Origin of the sequence: Flavonifractor sp. An100 (assembly GCF_002161175.1) — a bacterium.
Classification (GTDB): Bacteria; Bacillota; Clostridia; order Oscillospirales; family Oscillospiraceae; genus Lawsonibacter.
Genome location: NZ_NFMA01000030.1, coordinates 13,861 through 35,634, shown reverse-complemented (window position 1 = coordinate 35,634; position 21,774 = coordinate 13,861). Strand labels below are relative to the sequence as shown.

Here is a 21,774-nt window from a genome sequence, read left to right as displayed (position 1 = left end):
TGAATATCCAGTCCCATGGCGCAGGTCAATATGTCTTGCATCAAATCCCTCCCTGAATTATGCAGGCTGGGAATTGCCCGGGTGGGTATCCGAACTTTGCTACTCGTGCTCTTCACTTACGTGACGCAACATACTGCTGTTCTCTTGGGCAACTCGTCCACGTTGAACAAACGGGGTGAAAATCCACCAAGGTGCAACCGGACTACGCCTGCTGTTTTCAGTTTAGCAAATCCTTCGGTTAACGCACAGACTATATTTTCATTCTCAGCTGTGATGGCATTTCATGAGGCGTTGAAAAATGAATACCCATCACCAGAGACGATACTCCACGGGGAAGTAACGCCAGGACGTTGTCGCAGAGCACCGACAATTGAGCGTGCCAAGGGGAAGAAAACGCTGTGTTGGTCAAACAAGGCCGCAGGGCAGGAACGGGTATGGTGCATGGCCAAAACCAGAAAAGAAAAAGACAGACCCTGTAAAAAAAACGCTGAACTGCTGCAACAGTTCAGCGGCCTGCCGCGTTTCGGAAAACACAGCCTGATCTGTGTCCCAGTTTAACAGAGAGACCTCCGAAACGCAAGAAATTTTTTCTCTGAATTTGAACACCGGAGGTACTAAACATTGAAACTGTCTGTCTACAAATCCTACGATGACCTGCCTCTGTTCCTCAACGCCAAGATGGTGGCGCAGGTACTGGGCGTGTCCATCTCCACCGCCTACGAGCTGCTCAACGATCCCGGTTTCCCCACGCTGCGGGTGGGGAGCCGTATGGTAGTTCCGAAAGAGAAGTTCATCCAGTGGGCGGAGGGACAGTCGGGAGGTACGAAATGAGAAAACAGCACTGGCCCAAGCGGGACCCTATCAAGAACTACTTCCCCCTCCCCAACGAGATCTTCTCCCTGGGACTGTCCGCCGGGGCGATTGCAGTCTACGGATTTCTCCTCCACCGTGAGGACCGGAAGACCTATCAGTGCGTGGCCAGCTACCGGATCATCGGAGAGGCTGTGGGGATGAGCGTCAACACGGTGCGCAAGTATGTGACCGAACTGGAGGATCGGGGTCTGATCCGGACGGAGCGCACCACCGTCACCACCCGGGACGGCCGCACCCTCAACGGCTGTCTGCGTTACTACATCCTGCCCATCCAGATGTCCATTGAACAGTTCTATGAGCGGCAGCTCCACGTAGCTGACCTGGCGCTGGAACGACAGAGAGCGGAACAACGCATGGCGGCGCTGAAGCGAAAGGAGTGTGCATCCGGATGCTGATGCAGATGATCGACTGCCTGATCGAGCAGGACCCGTCTCTGTCAGCACGGCGCACCATAGACATGCGGCGGTACATTGTCAATCGGTGGAGCCGTACGCACGAAGATCCTATCGACGAAGATGCGGTAGCTCTGTTCCTCTGCGATGAGAACCGCGGAACCCTGACAGATGAACAAAGAATCTTTGCGAGGGAGTGCCGTGAGGAGATAACGGCCTGCTATCGAAATGCGGTGTTCCAGATGTTTCAGTGCGGCGAGATGATGCGCCGGCACCTGGTGCCTGGCCCGGAGGAATACTGCCGGATCTTTCTGCCGCAGCACACCGTTCCCTGCAGCAAGCAACTCTCCCCGTGTAACGGCCTGTGAGGGGCTGTGTGCCTCGATTTCGGGAGGGCAGAGTCCCTGCCCCTCCCGGCGGTCTCGGGGCGGATTTGGCCCGTTGTTCCACCGCTGTGGAGGAGGCCTATCCGGGGAATTTGCCGCCCCGTAACTGATTTACGGAGGACGAAGGGAAAAGCAGGAGAAAGCCCTGGCGCTTTTATGGCGCCTGGGCGGTCGCTTCCGCCCGCAGTGCGGGCGGTTTCAGGGGTTGGAGTTGGCGCTGTTCCGACCAACCCGATTTGAGATTGGCGCTGTTTTTCTCAAAAGCCGCCTGAATCCCCGCTGTGACAGGCTTTCGGGCGGCGCTGATGCAATAAAGAGAGGATTTTGAATTTGAAAAAGGAAAATAAGAAACATTCCGTCTGGCTCAGTGAATCCGCCTGGACCGAGGTGGAATCGCGCTACCGGCGAGATAACTGCTCTACCAGAAATGAATTTATTGAGAAGGCCATTCGGTTCTATTCCGGCTACCTGGACACGGAATCTGCCGATGCTTACCTGCCCCGGGTCCTGGCCGATGTGCTGGAGGGCAAGCTGGGGGCCCTGGGCAAACGGATGGGGCACCTGCTGTTCAAGCTGTCGGTGGATCAAAACCTCATGGGAAATATCCTGGCCGCCGACATAGAGATCGACCCGGATCAACTGCGGAAAGCCCGCGTCCGGTGCGTCAAAGAGGTGAAGGAAACCAACGGCGAGATCAGTTTCGAAGACACGGTCCGTTACCAAAAGGGGGCTGAGTGATGCCGGGACTGATCCAGAAGTCAGGCTACATCAGACCGGGAAACGGCGGCGGTCACTACGCCGAGTACATCGCCACCCGGGAGGGCGTGGAGCTGATCGAGGCTCCATCCCCCTCCCACGACGGCGGCGGATACCTGGAATATATGGCCCAGCGTCCCCGCTCCCACGGACTGTTCTCCGCCGACGGTCCCGCCGATCTGGAGAAAACCATGGAGGAGATCAACGGGCACACCGGGCCGGTGTGGACCTTCGTCTACTCCCTGAAACGGGAGGATGCCCACCGGCTGGGCTATGAGAACAGCGAGAGCTGGCGCAGGTTATTGCTGGCCCACCAGACGGAACTGGCTCAGGCCATGAAAATTTCGCCCAACAGCTTCCGATGGCGGGCCGCCTTTCACGACGAGAAGCACCACCCACACATCCACATGATGGTCTGGTCGGCGGAGCCAAAGCAGGGGTATCTCACAGAAAAGGGCATCGAAAAGATGCGCTCCCAGCTGTCCAATGAGATCTTCCGGGACGAGCTGCTGTCTCTCTACCAGAAAAAAGATCTGTCTTACAGCCAAGTGCGGGACGCGGCGATGGAGGCCATGGGGCGGCTCATCCGGGAGATGGAGACAGGTCTGTGCCACAGCCCCGTCATTATGGAGCAGATGGAGACGCTGGCCGGGATGCTGGAGAACCACAAGGGTAAAAAGGCCTACGGCTACCTGAAAAAGCCGGCAAAGGTGCAGGTGGACGCCATCGTGGACGAATTGGCCAAGGTCCCGGAAGTGGCAGAGTGCTACGAACAGTGGAATCAACTTCGGGATGAACTGGAGCGTTACTACAAGGACGCACCCAGAGAGCACTTGCCCCTCTCCCAACAGAAGGAGTTTAAAGCCATCAAGAACATGGTCATCCGGGAGGCGGAGCGGCTCCGGCTGGGGACGTTTACCTTCGAGGATGCCCGTATGAGAGACGAGGTGGATGAGGACCAGGATGCGGTGTACTTCGCCTGGAACTCCAACTGGCGGATGGCTGAGGTCTACCAGAGCGCCAAGGAGGTACTGGAGGAGTATGAAAATCCAGAGAGCGAAAAGGCGGAGCAGGTGCAGGTGCTGGAACGGCTCTGGCAGAGAGGGTTCTCTCTGGCCGCCTACCAGCTGGGCAAGTGCTGGCGGGACGGACGAGGCGTTCTCCCCGATGACGAGCAGGCGGAACTGTGGTTTCAGCGGACAGCTGATGCGGGATATGACTTCGCCCAGTACGCGCTGGGAAAACTTCTGCAAAGTCAGAACCGAATGGACGAGGCGGTATCCTGGTATGAAAAAGCGGCGGCGCAGGAGAACACCTGCGCCGCCTACCGCCTGGGAAAGCTGTATCTGGAGGGGAAAGATGTCCCGAAAGACGTGCAAAAGGCGGTGGCCTATCTCACCGACTCCGCCGAACACGGAAACCAGTACGCCCAGTACGCTCTTGGAAAGCTGTACCTCACCGGACAGAATGTCAAACAGGACCGGGAGCAGGCCTGGGCGTATTTCTATGAATCGGCGGAACAGGGAAACGAGTACGCCGCCTTCTTTCTGGAGCACTTCGATCAGGCGCGCAGGCCCAATGTATTCCTGTCGGCCACCCGGCTGCTCCACCACCTGAGTCAGATCTTTCGTGACAACTCGGTGCCTCCCGCCGCCCCGGTGGGACAGTGGGTGGACCGAAAGCTGCGGCGGAAAATCCAGGAAAAGAAGATCGCCATGGGCCACAAGCCGGATGACCATGAGGAAACTCTCCGGCAGGACATGGGCGGCATGACCATGGGGTGGTAGCAATCGCCAACGAAACCGCAGTAAAAAATGCTGTTGAATTTTACAGCAGATCGAGGTATACTAAGGGCAAGAAAGGGGCTGAACACCATGCCGAACATCAAACCCATCTCCGATCTGCGCAATTACACGGAGGTTCTGCATGACGTGGCTGTGGGCGCTCCGGTTTTTCTGACGAAGAATGGCCGGGGCCGCTACGCCATCGTGGACATGCAGGACTATGAGCGGACACAGGCCACCCTCCGGCTGATGAACGAGCTGGCCAAGGGCCGCAAGTCCGGGGAGGAAAAGGGCTGGTTGACGCTGGAGGCCGTAGAAAAACATCTCGGAATCGCAGATGAATAACCTGCATTTATCCGACGAGGCGCAGGCTGATTTGGCCGGGATCAAGTCCTATATCGCAAAGAATTTGGAAAATCCCAGCGCAGCGATCTCCACGGTACGGAACATCACAAAGGACATCCGCAGATTGCGGGAGCACAGTCTGATTGGCGCGTCCCTGTCCTCGATTGCCGATGTCGAGAGTGACTATCGTTTCCTGGTGACCGGCAGTTACCTCACTTTTTACCGAGTTCTTGACAACGATGTCTATGTGGATCGTGTGCTCTACGGCCGCCGGGATTATCTTCGCATTCTCTTTGGAGATGTGCAGGACGACGAAACAAACGAATAGAGACAATCTTCTCCATAGGGAGAAACGATTTGTCACCGGAACCGTCTGCAGAGATGCAGGCGGTTTTTTCTATGGCAGGCATATCAAAATCTGGACCGCAATACAAAGATAAAATCCTGCCCGCAGATGATAACTTTCTGAAAATAGTTGCAGTTGGGGGTAGCTATTGGAAGGAAGTTCGGGTATTGTGTGTTGCTGACAAAGGAGGCGGCACACATGCGCGACACACTGGAAAATCTGTACTTTGGAAATATCACCCCCAACGATCAGATCGTCAAATCGGGGACTGCTCTGAAAAAGGCCATGGAACAGTCAGCAGAGTGCGAGGAGAAACTCACCGCTCTGCTGGAGGACAAGGAAAAAACATTGCTGCTCCGGCTCATCAACGCGGAGAATGAGATCGGTAGCACCATGGCCCTGGAGAACTTCATCCTGGGTTTCCGCCTGGGAGTCCGCATGATCCTGGAGGCCCTGGACGAGGACGACGGCAGTCTGCTCGACCCAAATAAGGAGGAATAGCCTATGGCAAAACGCAGGCCGTCCGGCGACGGCATGGTCCGAAAGCGGGAGGACGGCCGCTGGGAGGGCCGCATCGTGGTGGGCCACAAACAAAACGGCGAGCCCATCTTCCGGTATGTCCTGGCCAAAACCCAGAAGGAACTGCTGGACAAGCTCCACCGGGACCTGGAGGCCTTTCAGGACGTGGAGCTCACCGAGGACAGCCGCATGACCCTGGGGGAGTGGCTGGACCGGTGGATGGAGGACTACGGCGCGGCCACCCTGCGGCCCAACACCCTGCGGAGTTATGAGCAATTCATTCGGTGCTACATCAAACCCTATCTGGGGGATAAGATCGTCTCCCGGGTGACCCGCATGGACATCCAGAAGCTGTATCGAAAGCTGAAACACGAGGGCCGTGTCCGTGAGCACCCGGAATACGGGCACGAGTTGTCGGACACCATGGTGCTCCGCATCCACGCCATGCTCCACCGGTGCCTGAAGGACGCGGAGGCGGCCCATGTGGTCGCCCGGAACCCCACCGATGGAGCTGCGGTGCCCAAGGCCAACCATCGTCCCAAGCAGATCCTCACGAAGGAGCAGATGGAGACATTTCTGGCTGCAGTGGAGCGCAACGAGATCTGGCGGGATTTCTTCTACACGGAGCTGACCACCGGCCTGCGGCGGGGCGAGATCTGCGGTCTCATGTGGCAGGACTTCGACGAGAAGGCCGGAACGCTGAGGGTCCTTCGGTCGGTAAATGTCCCCAAGGCCGGAGAGCTGGAGATCGGCGAGACGAAGACCAGCCAGGGCCGGCGGACCATTCGTCTGCCGCCCAGCACCGTCCAGCGGCTGAAGGAGCGGAAAAAGCACGCCGTCAGTCAGTGGATTTTCCCGGAACCTCTGGCTCCGGAGAAGCCGGTGCGCCCCAGCGCCGCCTACTACTGGATGAAGCGGATCTTAAGAGAGGCGGGCCTGCCTGCGATCCGATTCCACGATTTAAGGCACACTTTTGCCACCCACGCCCTCACCAGCGGCGTGGACGCCAAGACCTTGTCCGGCATCCTGGGCCACACCAACGCCAGCTTCACCCTGGACACCTACACCCACGTGACGCCGGACATGCAGCAGGAGGCCAGCCACATCGTGGGCGGTTTCCTGGAAGATCTCCTGGGGGAAGACCTGAAACCGTGGCAAAGAGACAGGCCGGAGGGAGGTGCCCGCCATGGGTAAGCGGCGTAAAAAGGGCGAGGGCTCCGTCCGCCAGCGGAACGACGGCCGCTGGGAGGGCCGGGTGGTCATCGGCTATGACGAGAAGGGCCTGCCCAGAACGAAAAACGTCCTGGCCAAGACGAAACGGGAGTGTCAGGAAAAGCTGAAACAGCTCCGGGAGACGGTGACCGGCCCCAGGACGGAGAAGGTCCGGCCGGAGATGCCCTTCGGGGAGTGGCTGGACTTCTGGTACCAGAACTATGTGAAGCCCCAGATCCGCCCCACCACCCAGGCCAACTACGAGGCGAAGATCTATCAGCATATCATCCCGGAACTGGGAAAGATCCCCCTGAACCAGCTGGCCCAGAAGGACCTCCAGCAGTTCTATGCCCGGATGAAAACGGGCGGGCGGCTCATCCGCGCGGAGCAGTTCGGCAAGGGGCTGTCCGACTCCATGGTGCGCGGCCTCCACGCCGCCTGCCGGTCCGCTCTGGAGAAGGCGGTGCAGGAGGAACTGATCCGTACCAACCCGGCGGTGGGCTGCAAGCTGCCGCCCAAGCGGGGCCGGGAGATGCAGGTATTGGGCCGGGAAGAGCTCCAGCGGTTCCTCATCCAGGCCCAGGCGGAGGGCTACTACGAGTTGTTCCTTCTGGACTTATGTACCGGCCTGCGGCGGGGCGAACTGCTGGCCCTCCAGTGGGATGACCTGGACTTCAAGACCGGGACCCTGACCGTGAACAAGCAGGTCTATGAGGTGCGGGGACAGCTCCAGGTGAGCGTCCCGAAGACCCGCGCCTCCATCCGCAGGCTGGTCCTGCCGCCCGGCGTGGTGGAGGTGCTGCGGGCGTATCGGGAGACGGTGGACTCCCGGTGGATGTTCCCCTCGCCGGTCAAAGAGAACATGCCCATGACACCGGGTGCCGTGCGCCGACGGCTCCAGATCATGCTGGAGCGGGCCGGGTGTAAGAGGATCAGATTCCACGATTTACGGCACACTTTTGCCACGTTGTCCCTGGAGAGCGGTATGGATGTGAAGACCCTCTCCGCCATGCTGGGCCATGTATCGGCGGCCACCACCCTGGACATCTACACCCACGTCACTGGGGATATGCAGAGCGAGGCCGCGGCCAAGATCGACCGTGGTCTGGGCAACGAGGTGCGGGAGAATCCTGCTCAGGCAGAGCAGGGTTCAGTCGAAGATTTCCAGCCGGTGCTGAGAAAGACCCGAAAGCCCGGCACCGGGTGCATCTCTCAAATCAATGACCATCTATTTGAGGGCCGCTACTCCCCCACCTGGCCGGACGGCACCAAGCACTCTAAATGCGTCTACGCTCATACCCAGGAGGAATGCGAAGCGAAGCTGAAGGTGCTGATTCAGCAGATGAACGCAGAGCGGCAGGCCCTGCGGGACCAGGCTCGGGGCATCACTCCACCGGATAAGCTCACCAAGACACAGAAGAAGATCTGGACGTACATGAAGTTCCATCCCGACGTGACCAGCTATCGGGCTATCGCCCGGGGCGCCGGGGTGACTCGGCATACGGCGGCGAAGTGGTATGAGATGATGCGGGGGATGCTGGGGCGGGCGGCCTGAAACAAGGGAAGAGGATCGTATCATAACTCAATACGATCCTCTTTCATTTGTCATTATATCAATGTTTTCAATCTCATGACGGGTGATAATCTTTGAGAAGGAGGCCCCGGTTAGGGATGAAAGTATTCTGGGTAACGGTCGTCTCCTCGGTTTTCAGGACGCAGAATGGCAGAACCCAACGGTCACATGCCGTCCCGGAGCACGTCCTGATCCCGCAAGACTTTCTCGATAACAGTACCCCGGATTGCTTTCAGCAGGGGCTTTTTCAGCAGCTCCAGAGGACCGGGCAGCGAAACCTCCAGCGGGGACCTGCCGTCCATCAGGCAGACGGTGCTGTGCAGCAGCTCCCGGATGTCGTACACGCTGCCCCACACCTCGGGCACCCCCCGGTCCACCCCCAGCAGGCCGTAGACGGCCTCCATAGCAGTGCGCACGGAGTACTCAGTGGTGAATACGGTGTCCCGGGGGGTGTCGGCGAACTGGCCCAGGAAGGCGAAGTTCACGCAGCCGTCGGGGATCACATCGGGCCGGTCTCCCCTGGTCCGGGGCATGAAAAAGGCGGTGATGTAGGGCATCATGGTGGGCACGCACACGGCGCTGTGGGCGGCCAGGTCCGGGATCTGCTCCACCGGCACGCCGATGTGGTAGAGCCACTCCTGGGTGATCTCCTTTCCGGTGCAGTCCTTCATGGGCTTCTTCACGAAGTCTCCGGGCACGTCGGTAAAGAGGCCGTACACCCAGACGCACACCTTCTCCGGCGCCTGCTCCCGGAACTGCCCCTGGCGGTTGATGGTCCAGCTCAGCAGCCATTTGGAGTCCTGACAGCTGACGATGCCGCCGGTGACCACCTTCCCGGTGCGGGGGTCCCGCTTGCAGATGTTGGCAATATAGGGGAGGATCTTGTCGTCCAGGGTGGTGATGGTGGCCGACTCCCAGTTGGTCTTGGAGATGTCGGAGCAGAACTTCTCCGGCCGTCCAAAGGCGGGGTCCTGCCTGGCAATGTTCTTCCACAGACTCCAGCAGCCGCTGGTGCGCACCTCCGCGTCCCCGTTGGGGGCGTGGTCCTGGTCGCCGTAGATGGTCCCCTCGGTGCAGGAGCCGTTGGTGACGAACACCAGGTCGTTCTCCGTGAGGACAATGCCCTGCTCCGCGCCGTTGACCCGGCACTCGATGGCGGTGGCCGTCTTTCTGCCGTCCCGGATGTCGAAGATCACGTTGGTGACCTCGGTGCCGAAACGGAAGTCCACCCCGGCCTCCTCCAGGTACTTCTGCATGGGCAGGATCAAGGACTCGTACTGGTTGTACCGGGTAAATTTCAAGGCGCTGAAGTCGGGGAGCCCCGCGATGTGGTGGATGAAGCGCTGGAAGTAGAGCTTCATCTCCAGGGCGCTGTGCCAGTTCTCAAAGGCGAACATGGTCCGCCAGTACAGCCAGAAGGTGGAGGAGAACACCTCGTCGTCAAAGACGTCCTCGATGGTCTTGTCGTACAGGTCCTCGTCCGGGGTCATGAAGAGCTTCATGATCTCCATGCAGCCCTTCTGGCTCAGGTTGAACTTTCCATCGGTGCGGGCGTCCCGGCCCCGATCCACCGTGGCCCGGCACAGGGAGTAGTTGGGGTCGCGCTTGTTGAGCCAATAGAACTCATCCAACACCGAGGCCCCAGGCTTCTCCAGGGAGGGGATGGAGCGGAACAGGTCCCACAGGCACTCGAAGTGGTCCTCCATCTCCCGGCCGCCCCGCATCACATAGCCCCGGCTGGGGTCGAAAATGCCGTCGCAGGCCCCTCCGGCCACGTCCATGGCCTCCAGGATGTGGATGCGGTCCCCTGGCATCTGCCCGTCCCGCACCAGGAAGCAGGCCGCCGCCAGAGCAGCCAGTCCGCTGCCCACGATGTAAGCGCTCTTGTTCTCCACGCCTTCCGGCTTCTCCGGCCGGGCGAAGGCCTCATAGTTGCCGTTGGTATAATAGATGCCCTTGCGGTTTTTCTCGTGTTTCCCCAGCTCTGTATTCCGATAGGAGGCCGGGGCGCAGGTTTCAGGCCCGGACTTCTCCGCCGCTTTTTTGCCGCCGCCCCCCTTCTTTGCCAGAACTACCGCCGCGCCCGCTCCGGCCACGGCCGCCGCCGCGGTCAGCGCTCCCAACTTCTTATCCATATCAGATACCGCCTTTCCGATCCTGCCGCTTCCGCGGGCTGGATTCATTTGATGGCTTGATTTTACTCCCCGCGAAACATTTCTTCCATTTACAATCCGGGCCCAATGATCAGTTTTTGATCATCGGGCCCGGATTGTAAAGCGGCTCCTATTCTGTTTCCGTAAAATTTCGGATGGCGTTGGCAATGCTGCCCCGCATGGCGGCGCTGATCTTTTCCGTCAGCGCCCGGGGATCGTCGCCCATCCCCCGGCGGATCCAGTCCAGCATGACCCCCACAAAGCTGTACTTGTAAAACTCCGCGATAAAGGACTTGTCCTCCTCAGAGACGGCCGCCCCCCGGCTCTGCTCCTCCACCACCCCCCGGATCAGGCCGTAGGTCAGCTGGTAGAGGAACCGCTCCATCTGCTCCCGGCTGATACAGCGGTAGGCGTTGAGGATGAAGGGCTTGTTTTCCAGCACCGCCTCAAAGATCTGCAAAAGCCCCTCCTGCCAGGTCTCGTAGGTCTTCTTCCCCTGGAGGGCTTTGGACGCGTCCTCGATGCAGGCCCACTCCACCAGGTCGTAGATGTCCTTGAAGTGGTAGTAGAAGGCCATGCGGCTGATGCCGCAGTCCTCGGTGATGTCCCGGATGGTGATTTTGTCCAGAGGCTTTTTCAGCAGCATATGCTTCAGGGATTCCTCCAGAGCCTGCTTTGTGGTGTTTGGCATATTACTGCGCCTCCTTTTCGTGCTGCTGGATCACTGCTGCAATGGTCTCCGCCGCGATATGGGAGCCCGCCTCATTGGGGTGGACCCCGTCCGCGGCGTAGAGGTTTTGGGCGTGGGACAGCTCATAAAAGCGGTTTCCCACGTCGGCGATCAGGGCGTTGTTGTCCCGTGCCGCTTTATGGCAGGCCTCGGACAGCTTTTGGGCCATCTCGTCGTAGTCCCAGCCCTTGTCCGTCAGCTTGGCTCCGCCCCTCTGATAGGCCCAGGTAGCAAACAAAATGGGGACCGCTCCGTTTGCCCGGATCTGCCGGCAAAGCCCCTCCACACCGGAGAAGAAGCTCTTGGGGGCGGTGATAGGGCCGTGGCTCATCTCCTGGAGCACCACATAGTCCCACTTCTCCTTTTGGAGCGCCGCCTGGGTCTGACTGCCCAGCTTGGTGCTGGGGTTCAGCTGTTCCGACAGCCGCGCCCCGCCCCGGGTGTGGTGGACCACCTCCGCCCCGGTCAGACCGGCAAGCATCTGTGGCATATTGTTGGTAAATGTAAAGCTGTTACCCAGCATGAGGATCCGCATGGCCCCGCTCCTTACTCGCTTCTTTTCCTGCTTTCCACTGCCATTATACACGGCCTCACCGAGAGGGACAAGGTCGGGAAGCGCAGACAGGCCCATCAGATTTTGCGACGCAAGAAACAAAGATAAGATTGCGGCCGTGCGCGGTAGTCGAAAAGGGGTGGTCATGACCCCATATTTGAAAAATTGTGCAGTTTACCTTTGCCTCTTTTCGTAACGAATCGTGGCGGAGACGGACCAAAAACTATGTCTACAACGAAAATTCAAAACAAATCCCCAAAAGTGTGTTGACCACATTTGAGACATTTTTTATGCAGAACGCCAAACAAACTATTGCTCAAAAAGTTATGAAAACCGCCTCAAAACAACAATTTTGAGGCGGTTTTTGGTCCGAGTGGGGAGACTCGAACTCCCGGCATCTTGCTCCCAAATGTGTGTCTGAACCTTCAGCCGACACTCTACCGCCCTCTTTGGTCCTTTCCTCTGCTTGGGCAGTTCCTCTTTAGCACTCTTTTGCCCTGCTTGTTTCAAGAAACCCTTTCGTCTTTTGGGATTTGTGTGGGATTGGATTCTGTGTATTAAAAGATGTTCCGCCCGGTTTGAGGGGGAGATGACAGGCCAATCACCTCAGAACAGAGGCGCAGAAACTGCGCCGCATAAAACAAGGAAATACGCCCCGGCATGATATGGCTCGCTCGGAAACTGAAAATGTGTATTCGACCCAACAACTCGCTCACAAAATGTGCAGAGCAAAAGAAAACTCACTCATTTTTTGTGATTTCGATTGATTTCTCCATCGGGTATCGGTATAATAGTGGCGAAGGAGGTGGGTGAAATGCTCTATTTGAAACGAAAAATCGATGCATTCCTGGCTGAATGGAAGGCGAACCCCGACAGAAAACCGTTGATCGTCAAGGGCCCCCGACAGGTGGGGAAAACCGAGTCGATCAAGCGGTTTGGAGAGATGAATTACCAGAGTGTGATCACCATCAACTTCGTGGAAGAACCAAAGTATAAAATGATCACAGCGGACGGATATAAGGCGGATGACATCATCAAGAATATCTCCAGAATGGACCCGTCCAAACGGTTTATTGAGGGCGAAACACTGATATTCTTTGATGAACTGCAGGAGTTTCCGGAAATTGCAACAGCGCTGAAGTTCTTCAAAATTGACGGCAGATTCGATGTGATCTGCAGTGGCTCCATGCTTGGCATCAATTACCGGAAAATCGAGAGCAACAGCGTGGGCTACAAGTCTGACTACGAGATGTTCTCGTTGGATTTCGAGGAATTCCTGTGGGCCAAAGGCTATGACGATGCTTTCATCGAAGATATGCTGGAGCATATGCGAAATCTCACGCCCTTCAACGAGGTGCAGATGTCGGTGTGCAGCTCGCTCTTCCTTGACTACTGCATCCTGGGCGGAATGCCCGCTGTTGTCCGTGAGTTCATTGAAAAAGGTACCTTTGAGGGGTCGCTTGAGATACAGAGACAGTTGATTGCGGACTACAAGGAGGACATTCGCAAATATGCCGAGGGCATCGACCAGACCAGGATCTTGAATGTATTCAACCACATTCCCGTGCAGCTTGCCAAGGACAACAAGAAGTTTCAAATCTCCAAAGTTGCCTCCGGCGCTCGCTTCCGTGACTATAGAGGATGTGTGGAATGGCTGGATGATGCGGGAATGGTCAATATCTGCTACTGCCTGAATTTCCCGGAACTGCCGCTTCAGGGCAACTATGACGATACCAAGTATAAAATCTACTTTGCCGACAGCGGCCTGCTTGTGGCCATGCTGGATGAGGAAGCCCAGGAGGATTTGCGGACCAACAAAAATCTCGGCGTCTATAAGGGCGCGCTTTACGAAAATGTGGTTGGCGAAGCACTGGTCAAGGCGGGATACAAACTCTATTACTATAAACGGGACGATTCTACGCTGGAACAGGATTTCTTCGTCCGAACGGCAAGCGCCCTGATCCCTGTTGAGGTGAAGGCCAAAAACGGGACTGCCAAGTCCATGAGGACCCTGATCAGCAGTGAGAAGTATGCGGATATTCACTGCGGCATTAAGTTCACCGGCGGAAACATCGGATATAGTGATAACATCTATACCTTCCCCTACTTCTGCGCTTTCCTGCTGAAACGCTATTTGGCTGGAGCTGATATCTGAACCAAAATCGGATTCTTGTCATGTGATGAATATATGACAAGGATGACAAGAAAGTCAACAAGCGGTATCGTTCGGGAGCAGTCATTCTTCTGCAAATATTCCATTCTTTCCAGTGGCTATTTTCCTCTTTCTGTGGTATTGTTCGTTTGCCGAAAGGAGGCGACGATATGCAGAAAGGAAATAGCTACACAGTAGGCCGGTGGTGCGACCACTGGTTCTGCGAGAATCGGGGCAGATGGAGCGGCAGCACCGTAAGCGGATACCGCAACCTGATCTACCGCCATATTCTCCCCGGAATCGGGGATATCCCGCTGGCTGAACTGGCCGAAGACACCGTCACCGATTTCTATAGCAGCCTTCGGAGCCAGGGACTCAGCGCCAGAAGCGTCTGGTGCGTCCATCTGCTCCTGCGGCGCTGTATGGACGAAGCAGCCCGTGACCAGCGCGTCCCCTACAACCCGGTGCGGCTCTGTCAGGAGCCACAAGCAGAAGCGTATCAAACAACTCCCTTGCGCCTGGGACAGCTCCAACGGTACCTGAACGCAGCGGAACAACTGGGCGCACTCCCTCTCATCTACACAGGACTCTCCAGCGGCCTGCGGCAATGTGAACTCATCACCTTGTCGTGGGCCGATTTTCATATCCGCTGCCGGTACATCCTCAAGGGACAACGCCTGCTGACCCTCAACAGCAGGGCGGAGCATCTGCTGGAACGGGTACCGGAAACCGGCCGCTATGTGTTCCTCAACCCCAAGACCGGAGCACCGTACCAGCTCCACGAGTTCTACTACCTCCACAAGCAGATTCTGAAACAAGCGGGGCTTCCGCGGGTGGCCTTCCGGAACCTGCAGCGCCAGTGCATGGAGGTGGGGATATGACGTTGCGAGAGTATGTCCTCCGCTGGCAGAAAGCCTATGACAAGCCCCAGAGCCGTCCGACCACATACGCAGCTCATGGCTACATCTTTAAGAACCACATTCTCCCCGGACTGGGGGAGATCCCGCTCTCTGAATTGACCGCGGAGCAGGTGGGAGATTTTCTGGAGGAGCGCAGGCGCTTTGGCGGTCACCGCCCGGAAAGTCCCGAATACCCAGGACTGGGGGAGCATACCATACGGCACATCCACCGGCTGCTCCAGCAATGTCTGGACCAGGCGATGCGGGATGGCCTGATAACGGAAAATCCCGCTCGAGCGTTTCACTACCCAAAGCCCAAGAAGGTCAGCGCCAATGTGCTGACGCCCGCAGAAGTAGAGGACTATCTGGACGCGGCGGAGCGGTTAGGGTACCTCCCCATGTTCCTGCTGGCGCTGACGGCGGGACTTCGGCAATGCGAACTGATTGCTCTGAAATGGAGCGACCTGGATGTAAAAGAGCGGACGCTGACCATCGCCGAGAAACGCTCCGTGGAGCGGCGGGAACTGGTGGAGTACGAGGGCGGCACCAGGATCGTCAGTCTAACCCAGGAAACGGTTGAACTCCTGCGCCTGGAACACGCCAAACACCCAAGAAGTCCGCTCATGTTCATGCACCCAGCCACCCAGAGGCCCTACTCGCCCCAGATGGTGCGCCGGCTACACAATGAGATCATCCAAGAGGCCGGGCTGGATCACATTCGGTTCGCGGATCTCCGGCACACCTGCGCCGTCCTGTCTCTGCAAAATGGCATGGACACGAAAGAGGTTTCTCAGATGCTGGGCCACTTCAGGACCGCAATGACCCGGCAGAACTATGCCCCCTATCTGGCCTGCCCAGTTGCCAAGGACGAGAACAAACCCGCCGAAGCGTCTCAGGAGGAGCTGCGGCAAGCGGCAGATATTCTGGATCACCTCCTGAAATTCTGATGGATATTCTGCGGGAGGTGTGGTATAGGTTTGTGTCGCAAGGAGATGATGACAATGGAAAACGAACTGCTCAAGAGGCTGTATGACTGCTTCTATACCCCGCCGGAGCTTTCCGAACAGGAGAACGAAGTGGAGGAGTGCCACAAAGCGTTGATTGCGGCTCTGGAAAAGCCGGAGCGCAAACTGGTGCTGCGGATCATTGACGCCCAAAACTCTATCATAGAACAGACCTCCCTCGACAGTTTTATCACCGGCTTTGAACTGGCGTGGAGGCTTTCAATAGAACTGCACAACGATGAAACCGAGCGCCCGTTCTCCTGCCAAGCCAGGAGAACGGGCGCTCGTTTCGTATCTGAGGAGGAACCGGAACGAAAAAACAAATTGCCATAGCCGCAGCAATTACCGCCAGTTTCGCCTTGTGTGCTACTGTGTCGCCTCAAACAGCGATGGACAAGGAAACAATCCGCACCAAGCACAACAACCGCAGTAACCGCACCCCAGGCACCGCTTCCGAAGCCAACAGAACCAGCGACGCTACTGACAACGGCGATGGAAGAAGTAGATAAAACGATAACCGAGCCTCTCTTGGAGGAAGCAAATGAACAGCCGCCTGCTCCAACTCCAGCGCCCACGGCAGAAAATCAAGGTGTGTCAGCGCTGGAACCGCCCACTCCACTTGAATCAGAGACAGAGACCAGTGGTGATAGTTCAGCGGATATGGTCTATGTACCCGGCTTCGGCTGGATAGAAAGTCAAGGCCCAAATCAGGTAATATATGCCGACAATATGTACGAAAACGGGAACAAAATCGGTATTATGGGCTGACGCAAAAAATGCACCACATAAACAAAGAAATAGCCACAGGAGCATTATGGAGTGCGCCTGTGGCTATTTCTTAATAATTATCATTCGAGAACATACATCTTAAATTAAAATTGCAAATCTAAAGTGTGGATTTTTAATAGACAAAAATGGACTTCCTTGGTAAAATTATTATGTGTTTGGACAAAATCTGAAATGAGGTGTTCCATATGAGTCAGATTGTTCGCAGTTTAGATCAACAGCAGTTAAAGGCGCTTTGTGATGTTGTGGCTCATACATCTCAAGGATTGACCAAAAGCGAGTTGACCGTATTATTAGGCCAATGCGGAATTTGTGCCGTTGATGATGGCTCCTCTCGTAGTCAATGGGGTTATACCATAGGATTAAACAAAAGAGACTGGCTTTATAATTGCTTGGCAACGGATATAAGCAACAGCCACTCATTAAGTAAGATACTTTCTTTCTTGCAGGCCGCATTTAATCCCGCTCGATACACAAGCGTTGACAGTAGGCGACAATATAGATATTTGCTTGAAGAAACAAATAAAATTTTGCTCTTTGCCGGCTTATTGATTGACCAAAGTGGAAGATTGAAAGAAGTTTCCCAGGCTCACACACTTACCGAAGTTGACCAAAGAGTGAACCACCTAAAGAAAGCTCTCTATGACCGTGCTATACATTCCGAGGTGCAGAAATACTGTGTTGAGGACTATTTGAGGGCAGATTATTATGATGCTGTGTTTGAAGCGGCAAAAGGGTTGGCTGAACGCGTTCGGCAGATTTCAGGGTTAGCTACAGATGGTGGAGCACTTTTTCAAACTGCATTTTCTCAAAACAAACCCCATATCTTTTTTAACGCGATGAAAACCGAAAGCGAACGTAGTGAATTCATAGGTTTGAAGGAGTTGCTTGAGGCAATTTTTCATTTGGTCAGAAATCCGGCAGCACATACGCCGAAAGTTAATTGGAAAACCGATGAAACAAAAGCGCTTGACATACTCACACTCATATCGTTTGCGCACAAATATTTAGACGAGTGTCATCGTATCCCAGGGAAATAGCGGGAGGGTGTTAAAGTGGATAGACCTCAGTATCTAAAATGGATTGTTAAAGAAGATGGCGTAGTTTTCGAAGATCAACAGCCATTGAATTGCTATAGATTATCCTATGAAATCGATGAGGACATCCTCTCTGATTGGGCGCTCCATATTAGAAGACACTATGTTCCAGATGATGAATTAGAAGAAGATGCCTTTCTAAATGAATTAACTGTAGAAGAATATTTGCGCCAATATATTATTCCTCAAAAGGGGGAGAATTTTGGCCCGACTGCACGCTCCAATGACATTAGCGAAATCCTATTTGCAGATTTATTTGAGTTTGTACTGAACTATGAAGTTCCACGGTGCAAGCAATACAACCGTTCTGGGAAAAATGAGTCTGAACATGGCACAGATGTACTTGCTTACAGATTTTTTGTTGGCCCTAAAAAGCCGCACAAAAACGATGAACTTGTAGCAATAGAAGTAAAAGCACTTCTTTCTTCAAAAGAAGCCGGCAAAGTAATAAAAGATGCTGTTGGTGATTCAAAAAAAGATGAGCATCGCTTTTCTCATACTTTGGATTACTACAGGAAAAAGCTTCGCTCCATGGGGAAAATATCAGAATCAGAACGTATAGCGAGATTTCAGCAAAAAACAGAGAATCCATACAAAACACTTTATGTGGGTGCTGCCATATCAAGTTTGCCGTCTATCAAAGAGAAAGTTATCGTCGGCATTAAAGGAACCGATTTGGAATTGAAAACAGACCAGTCTATTTTCTATGTCCACGGAGCAGATTTGATGTCCCTGGCACATCAAGTATTCGAGAGGTGTACAAAATGATTTTCTCAAATACTTCAAGTTATATGCTCAAATACCAAAAGGCAAAAGCAAAATTGGTAGAGTATGACATCCCAAATGAGGCTTATCCGAAGTTTCCATTAAATTCGAATGAACTATCCTATCCTGTTGTTTACATACTCTCTCGATACGCTGAAAGTGTTATTGAAAATAATGCAGTAGATAGAGAGGAGTTTTCACCATATTTAGGAGTTGCTTCACAATACTTTGACGCAGCTGTGGGTGCCAAAGATCGTGCGGCATATGACATCGATTTTTTGCTATCTGGAGCTGCGGCCTATTTCCTCTCTGATAATTTTGGGAGTGCCAAAGTGTTATGCTCTGAGTATTTTGAGCGAAACAATCCGGACACTACTGCACCTCAAAAAATTATGGGCAACTTTCTTGGATATCTCCTGCTAAACCGAGAGCTACACATAAATAATGATACTCCTACTGCAGAAAAACTTTGCCGTTCCTTATTAGCGTATTATACCAGCGGGAAAAAGCCGGAAGAAATACAGAATATATTATTGGAGTATCGAAAAGAGATTTATGCACACGATACTCCAATGGAAATATACTATGTCGATATATTATATGCAGTTGTCGTAGTAGCGTTGTCCAGATCAGCATGGAGTCTTCTACCCATGTATTCAGGGTTGGATCAGTCCTTGTGGTCAGACTACCTTAAAAGCCCAAATGCGCCCAGAATGCTATGGCCAGCTCAACAGCTTATCGGCGAAAAAGAAATATTAAGCGGTCAGAGTGCAATCGTTCAGTTGCCGACAGGGGTGGGAAAAACAAAAAGTATCGAGTTGATAATCCGTTCGTCTTTTGCCTCTAATAGAGCAACTACAGCAATAATTGTAGCGCCACTACGTGCCTTGTGCAATGAAATAGCAAATGATATGATTTCTGCATTTGGGGATGAGGCTTTAGTTAACCAATTTTCGGATGTCCTTGAGGATGATTTTTCTTTAGAGATATTCCTCGAATTAAAACCGAAGGTTTTAATTTGCACCCCTGAAAAACTCAGCTATATCATTCACCACCAGACAGATTTTTTGGATGCAATCGGTCTATACATATTTGACGAAGGTCACATGTTTGATGACGGAAGTCGAGGGGCAGTTTACGAATTATTGATTTCTGAAATTCGTGAGCATATCTCAACGGAAGACCAGGTTCTTATTCTTTCAGCAGTGCTTTCTAATGCTGAGCAGATTCAAAAATGGCTTTTCGGTGAAGGCGGTGTTTTAGCAACAGATCCCAACATTAAGGCGACTCCTAAAACGGTTGGATTCGCATCAAAAACAACAGATATTCACTACTATTCAGATGATTCAACACAAGAGGATTTTTATGTTCCACGTAGCATAGAAGTTGTTCCTTTACAAAAGCGCCCAAAGGAGAGAAAGCAACGCTATTTCCCAGAACTAACAGATGCCAAGGATATTGCAATCTATTATGCAAATAAGCTGTGCAAAAATGGGGGAACTGCTATTTTTGCTAATCGAACCAGCACTGTGCAAACTATAATCAATAGGATTATCGAATTAAAGGATCGTAGGTATGAACTCACCGAAATTAAAAGAAGTAGTAATGCCGAAGAAATGAACCGACTGGCAAAATTGATGTCAGTTTATTATGGTATACAGCATCCATATACCATTGCTTGCCATTTTGGTGTTGTGCCTCACTACTCTAATCTGCCCAACGGATTGCGCCTTGCTGTAGAGTATGCATTTAGAGAAAAAGATTTGCGCCTTGTTGTCTGTACTTCAACGCTGGCACAAGGAGTAAACATTCCGATTAAATATCTTTTTATGACAAGTTTTGTGGTTGCACGCAATAGCATGCAGATTCGTAGCTTCCAGAATTTAATGGGACGAACCGCACGTTCTGGGATGTATACTGAAGGCAGTGTCATTGTTACCGATCCACGGTTGTTCGACAATAAGAATGACCGAAGAAATGGCGGCAATTATAGATGGAGAGATTGTGTAAGAATGTTCGATAGCAGTGCAACAGAACCTTGCGGAAGCTCCATTCTATCCTTGGTTCAAGACATTATCATCGACTATGAAATAAGTGCGTCAGGTACATGGGTTGCACAATACATCATTGACCATTACGACAACCCTTCTTGCTTTGAACAATGTGCAATTGAGATTACTAAAGATGTACACGAGAAGTATCCTCAAAAAAACGTCTACAATATTGAAGAGTCCATGATGACTCGAAAAAGTACTGTGGAGGCCATCGAAAATCATTTGTGTTTTGTGTTTTCAAACGACGAGAATGCTGATAAGGAAGCGATAGGGGCTGATATTTGTAAAGGTACTTTGGCATATTTCATGGCAGATGATAACGAAAAAACTTTGTTAGAAAAAATTTTTGCTGCCATCACATTGAAGATAAGCGAACTTGATTATTCCCAAGTTAAAAACTACGCCAGGGCTATGTCAGGTATTGATCTATCATCCCATATTGAAAAATGGATATCTGAAAACCACCTTACTCAGCAGAGTTATACAAATGAACAGCTGTTTAAAATGCTTATTGACTTCTTTTTGGAAACCCACTCTCTTAAAAAAGAAACAGATTTCTTCGCAGATATTTGCAAAATGTGGCTTGATGGCTGTTCATTTGTTGAAATGAATCAACGTACATCTTTGACGATAGCGAGTCTTGAGGATATTTGTAGCAAGTCTGTTTCTTACGAGTTGAGCTTTTTTACGGGGAGCATCATTGATATTATCGAGATCAATGAGGAAGACATAGTAAATCCATTGCAAAATTTGCTTCTGCTACAAAAAAGAATAAAATACGGCGTCAAAACAGAAACAGCCGTTTCAATTTGCGAGAAAGTTTTTAATGATCGATTTCTTGCGAATATGCTGGCAGAGGAAATTGGCCTTGACTCGCTCGAAACTAATCGTATCGTAGGGGCTATAAAGTTGCATAAAGATAATATTTTGATGTTTCTATCAGATTATCCCACATATTTTTCTGAACGAATCAAATGGATATGTAAGAACTAATTGGACATTTTGCAGGCAATACACTCAGTTAAAACTGCTGTTTTATGCCAAATAATCAGAGGTGAAAAAATGACTGTTTGCTATAATAAATTGTGGAAGCTCTTGATCGATAAAAATATGAAAAAGAAGGACTTGCGTCTGGCCACTGGCATGTCTACTACTGCGCTTGCAAAGCTTGGAAAAAATGAGCATGTCAGTACAGAGCTTCTCACCAAGATTTGCAAAGCGTTGGACTGCGATTTCTGCGATATTATCGAGCTGGTAAAGGAGGAAAATAGCGATTGACTCTACCGAAATCGAGTAGTATCGGGAGAACGACTGCATTGAGGTTAAAAAGGTCCTCGATGGTCTTCCAAATGCTTTCCGTGTCTGGCGTGATTATATCTGGATAGGGATTGCAAG

Annotated in this window: 23 protein-coding genes; 20 read left to right on the top strand and 3 right to left on the bottom strand. The window is 53.0% G+C overall.

From position 1 onward, the window contains the following. Positions 1–273: 273 nt before the first annotated feature. The 11 genes from B5E43_RS14960 to B5E43_RS13570 all read left to right on the top strand — a co-directional run bounded on the left by B5E43_RS14960 (position 274) and on the right by B5E43_RS13570 (position 8,168). Positions 274–558 (top strand): hypothetical protein, encoded by a 285-nt coding sequence (locus B5E43_RS14960; protein ID WP_143383017.1) that lies wholly within the window; start codon positions 274–276, stop codon positions 556–558. A 63-nt stretch (positions 559–621) separates the two neighbouring features. Then, complete coding sequence (locus tag B5E43_RS13615; protein WP_024723271.1) at positions 622–831, top strand: helix-turn-helix domain-containing protein; 210 nt, start codon at positions 622–624, stop codon at positions 829–831. Next, positions 828–1,268, top strand: coding sequence for a helix-turn-helix domain-containing protein (locus B5E43_RS13610; protein WP_087397584.1), 441 nt, complete (start codon positions 828–830; stop codon positions 1,266–1,268). Before B5E43_RS13615 ends, B5E43_RS13610 begins: the two co-directional genes overlap by 4 nt. Then, positions 1,262–1,633 carry a hypothetical protein gene (locus B5E43_RS13605; protein WP_087397582.1) on the top strand — a complete coding sequence of 124 codons (372 nt, stop codon included), beginning with the start codon at positions 1,262–1,264 and terminating at the stop codon, positions 1,631–1,633. Before B5E43_RS13610 ends, B5E43_RS13605 begins: the two co-directional genes overlap by 7 nt. 348 nt (positions 1,634–1,981) lie before the next feature. Beyond that, on the top strand, positions 1,982–2,389 hold the full coding sequence (locus B5E43_RS13600) for a hypothetical protein (protein WP_242964838.1): 408 nt from the start codon (positions 1,982–1,984) through the stop codon (positions 2,387–2,389). Continuing rightward, complete coding sequence (mobP3, locus tag B5E43_RS13595) at positions 2,389–4,194, top strand: MobP3 family relaxase (RefSeq protein ID WP_087397579.1); 1,806 nt, start codon at positions 2,389–2,391, stop codon at positions 4,192–4,194. Before B5E43_RS13600 ends, mobP3 begins: the two co-directional genes overlap by 1 nt. Before the next feature lie 87 nt (positions 4,195–4,281). Continuing rightward, positions 4,282–4,536, top strand: coding sequence for a type II toxin-antitoxin system prevent-host-death family antitoxin (locus B5E43_RS13590; RefSeq protein ID WP_009260451.1), 255 nt, complete (start codon positions 4,282–4,284; stop codon positions 4,534–4,536). Continuing rightward, positions 4,529–4,864: a type II toxin-antitoxin system RelE/ParE family toxin gene (locus B5E43_RS13585; protein ID WP_071429260.1), complete on the top strand. Its 336-nt coding sequence runs from the start codon at positions 4,529–4,531 to the stop codon at positions 4,862–4,864. Before B5E43_RS13590 ends, B5E43_RS13585 begins: the two co-directional genes overlap by 8 nt. 216 nt (positions 4,865–5,080) lie before the next feature. After that, complete coding sequence (locus B5E43_RS13580) at positions 5,081–5,383, top strand: DUF6809 family protein (protein WP_087397577.1); 303 nt, start codon at positions 5,081–5,083, stop codon at positions 5,381–5,383. Positions 5,384–5,386: 3 nt separating this feature from the next. Continuing rightward, positions 5,387–6,595, top strand: a complete 1,209-nt coding sequence (locus tag B5E43_RS13575; RefSeq protein WP_087397575.1) for a site-specific integrase — start codon at positions 5,387–5,389, stop codon at positions 6,593–6,595. Then, positions 6,588–8,168: a site-specific integrase gene (locus B5E43_RS13570; RefSeq protein WP_087397573.1), complete on the top strand. Its 1,581-nt coding sequence runs from the start codon at positions 6,588–6,590 to the stop codon at positions 8,166–8,168. Before B5E43_RS13575 ends, B5E43_RS13570 begins: the two co-directional genes overlap by 8 nt. 182 nt (positions 8,169–8,350) lie before the next feature. Here the strand turns inward: B5E43_RS13570 and B5E43_RS13565 are convergent, their stop codons facing one another. From B5E43_RS13565 to B5E43_RS13555, 3 genes are all read right to left on the bottom strand, one after another. Beyond that, positions 8,351–10,321, bottom strand: a complete 1,971-nt coding sequence (locus B5E43_RS13565; protein ID WP_087397571.1) for an oleate hydratase — start codon at positions 10,319–10,321, stop codon at positions 8,351–8,353. Between the two features lie 148 nt (positions 10,322–10,469). Continuing rightward, positions 10,470–11,030 carry a TetR/AcrR family transcriptional regulator gene (locus B5E43_RS13560; protein ID WP_087397569.1) on the bottom strand — a complete coding sequence of 187 codons (561 nt, stop codon included), beginning with the start codon at positions 11,028–11,030 and terminating at the stop codon, positions 10,470–10,472. Position 11,031: 1 nt separating this feature from the next. Next, complete coding sequence (locus tag B5E43_RS13555) at positions 11,032–11,604, bottom strand: SGNH/GDSL hydrolase family protein (RefSeq protein WP_087397567.1); 573 nt, start codon at positions 11,602–11,604, stop codon at positions 11,032–11,034. 832 nt (positions 11,605–12,436) lie between these two features. Between B5E43_RS13555 and B5E43_RS13550 the strand changes: the two genes are divergently transcribed. The 9 genes from B5E43_RS13550 (at position 12,437) to B5E43_RS13515 (ending at position 21,657) form a co-directional block, all read left to right on the top strand. Then, complete coding sequence (locus B5E43_RS13550) at positions 12,437–13,777, top strand: DUF4143 domain-containing protein (RefSeq protein WP_087292469.1); 1,341 nt, start codon at positions 12,437–12,439, stop codon at positions 13,775–13,777. Between the two features lie 167 nt (positions 13,778–13,944). After that, entirely contained in the window at positions 13,945–14,655 is a 711-nt protein-coding gene (locus B5E43_RS13545; RefSeq protein WP_087397566.1) for an integrase, read from the top strand. Next, entirely contained in the window at positions 14,652–15,620 is a 969-nt protein-coding gene (locus B5E43_RS13540; RefSeq protein ID WP_087397564.1) for a tyrosine-type recombinase/integrase, read from the top strand. The genes B5E43_RS13545 and B5E43_RS13540 overlap by 4 nt, the downstream gene beginning before the upstream one ends. A gap of 54 nt (positions 15,621–15,674) precedes the next feature. Beyond that, on the top strand, positions 15,675–16,010 hold the full coding sequence (locus tag B5E43_RS13535) for a DUF6809 family protein (protein ID WP_343214325.1): 336 nt from the start codon (positions 15,675–15,677) through the stop codon (positions 16,008–16,010). A 30-nt stretch (positions 16,011–16,040) separates the two neighbouring features. Beyond that, a complete protein-coding gene (locus tag B5E43_RS14955; protein ID WP_343214324.1) occupies positions 16,041–16,445 on the top strand; it encodes a DUF6550 family protein in 405 nt (134 codons plus the stop codon). 206 nt (positions 16,446–16,651) lie between these two features. After that, positions 16,652–17,503, top strand: coding sequence for a TIGR02391 family protein (locus B5E43_RS13530; RefSeq protein WP_087397560.1), 852 nt, complete (start codon positions 16,652–16,654; stop codon positions 17,501–17,503). Positions 17,504–17,518: 15 nt separating this feature from the next. Continuing rightward, entirely contained in the window at positions 17,519–18,328 is an 810-nt protein-coding gene (locus tag B5E43_RS13525) for a Hachiman antiphage defense system protein HamA (protein WP_087397558.1), read from the top strand. Next, on the top strand, positions 18,325–21,372 hold the full coding sequence (locus B5E43_RS13520) for a DEAD/DEAH box helicase (protein ID WP_087397556.1): 3,048 nt from the start codon (positions 18,325–18,327) through the stop codon (positions 21,370–21,372). The genes B5E43_RS13525 and B5E43_RS13520 overlap by 4 nt, the downstream gene beginning before the upstream one ends. 69 nt (positions 21,373–21,441) lie before the next feature. After that, entirely contained in the window at positions 21,442–21,657 is a 216-nt protein-coding gene (locus B5E43_RS13515) for a helix-turn-helix transcriptional regulator (protein ID WP_087397554.1), read from the top strand. Positions 21,658–21,774: the final 117 nt, after the last annotated feature.

Bases quoted from the DNA above. Each gene is read 5' to 3' on its own strand.
- B5E43_RS14960 (WP_143383017.1), top strand. From the start codon at position 274: ATGGCATTTCATGAGGCGTTGAAAAATGAATACCCATCACCAGAGACG.
- B5E43_RS13610 (WP_087397584.1), top strand. From the start codon at position 828: ATGAGAAAACAGCACTGGCCCAAGCGGGACCCTATCAAGAACTACTTC.
- B5E43_RS13605 (WP_087397582.1), top strand. From the start codon at position 1,262: ATGCTGATGCAGATGATCGACTGCCTGATCGAGCAGGACCCGTCTCTG.
- mobP3 (WP_087397579.1), top strand. From the start codon at position 2,389: ATGCCGGGACTGATCCAGAAGTCAGGCTACATCAGACCGGGAAACGGC.
- B5E43_RS13590 (WP_009260451.1), top strand. From the start codon at position 4,282: ATGCCGAACATCAAACCCATCTCCGATCTGCGCAATTACACGGAGGTT.
- B5E43_RS13585 (WP_071429260.1), top strand. From the start codon at position 4,529: ATGAATAACCTGCATTTATCCGACGAGGCGCAGGCTGATTTGGCCGGG.
- B5E43_RS13580 (WP_087397577.1), top strand. From the start codon at position 5,081: ATGCGCGACACACTGGAAAATCTGTACTTTGGAAATATCACCCCCAAC.
- B5E43_RS13575 (WP_087397575.1), top strand. From the start codon at position 5,387: ATGGCAAAACGCAGGCCGTCCGGCGACGGCATGGTCCGAAAGCGGGAG.
- B5E43_RS13570 (WP_087397573.1), top strand. From the start codon at position 6,588: ATGGGTAAGCGGCGTAAAAAGGGCGAGGGCTCCGTCCGCCAGCGGAAC.
- B5E43_RS13565 (WP_087397571.1), bottom strand. From the start codon at position 10,321: ATGGATAAGAAGTTGGGAGCGCTGACCGCGGCGGCGGCCGTGGCCGGA.
- B5E43_RS13560 (WP_087397569.1), bottom strand. From the start codon at position 11,030: ATGCCAAACACCACAAAGCAGGCTCTGGAGGAATCCCTGAAGCATATG.
- B5E43_RS13555 (WP_087397567.1), bottom strand. From the start codon at position 11,604: ATGCGGATCCTCATGCTGGGTAACAGCTTTACATTTACCAACAATATG.
- B5E43_RS13550 (WP_087292469.1), top strand. From the start codon at position 12,437: ATGCTCTATTTGAAACGAAAAATCGATGCATTCCTGGCTGAATGGAAG.
- B5E43_RS13545 (WP_087397566.1), top strand. From the start codon at position 13,945: ATGCAGAAAGGAAATAGCTACACAGTAGGCCGGTGGTGCGACCACTGG.
- B5E43_RS13540 (WP_087397564.1), top strand. From the start codon at position 14,652: ATGACGTTGCGAGAGTATGTCCTCCGCTGGCAGAAAGCCTATGACAAG.
- B5E43_RS13535 (WP_343214325.1), top strand. From the start codon at position 15,675: ATGGAAAACGAACTGCTCAAGAGGCTGTATGACTGCTTCTATACCCCG.
- B5E43_RS13530 (WP_087397560.1), top strand. From the start codon at position 16,652: ATGAGTCAGATTGTTCGCAGTTTAGATCAACAGCAGTTAAAGGCGCTT.
- B5E43_RS13520 (WP_087397556.1), top strand. From the start codon at position 18,325: ATGATTTTCTCAAATACTTCAAGTTATATGCTCAAATACCAAAAGGCA.
- B5E43_RS13515 (WP_087397554.1), top strand. From the start codon at position 21,442: ATGACTGTTTGCTATAATAAATTGTGGAAGCTCTTGATCGATAAAAAT.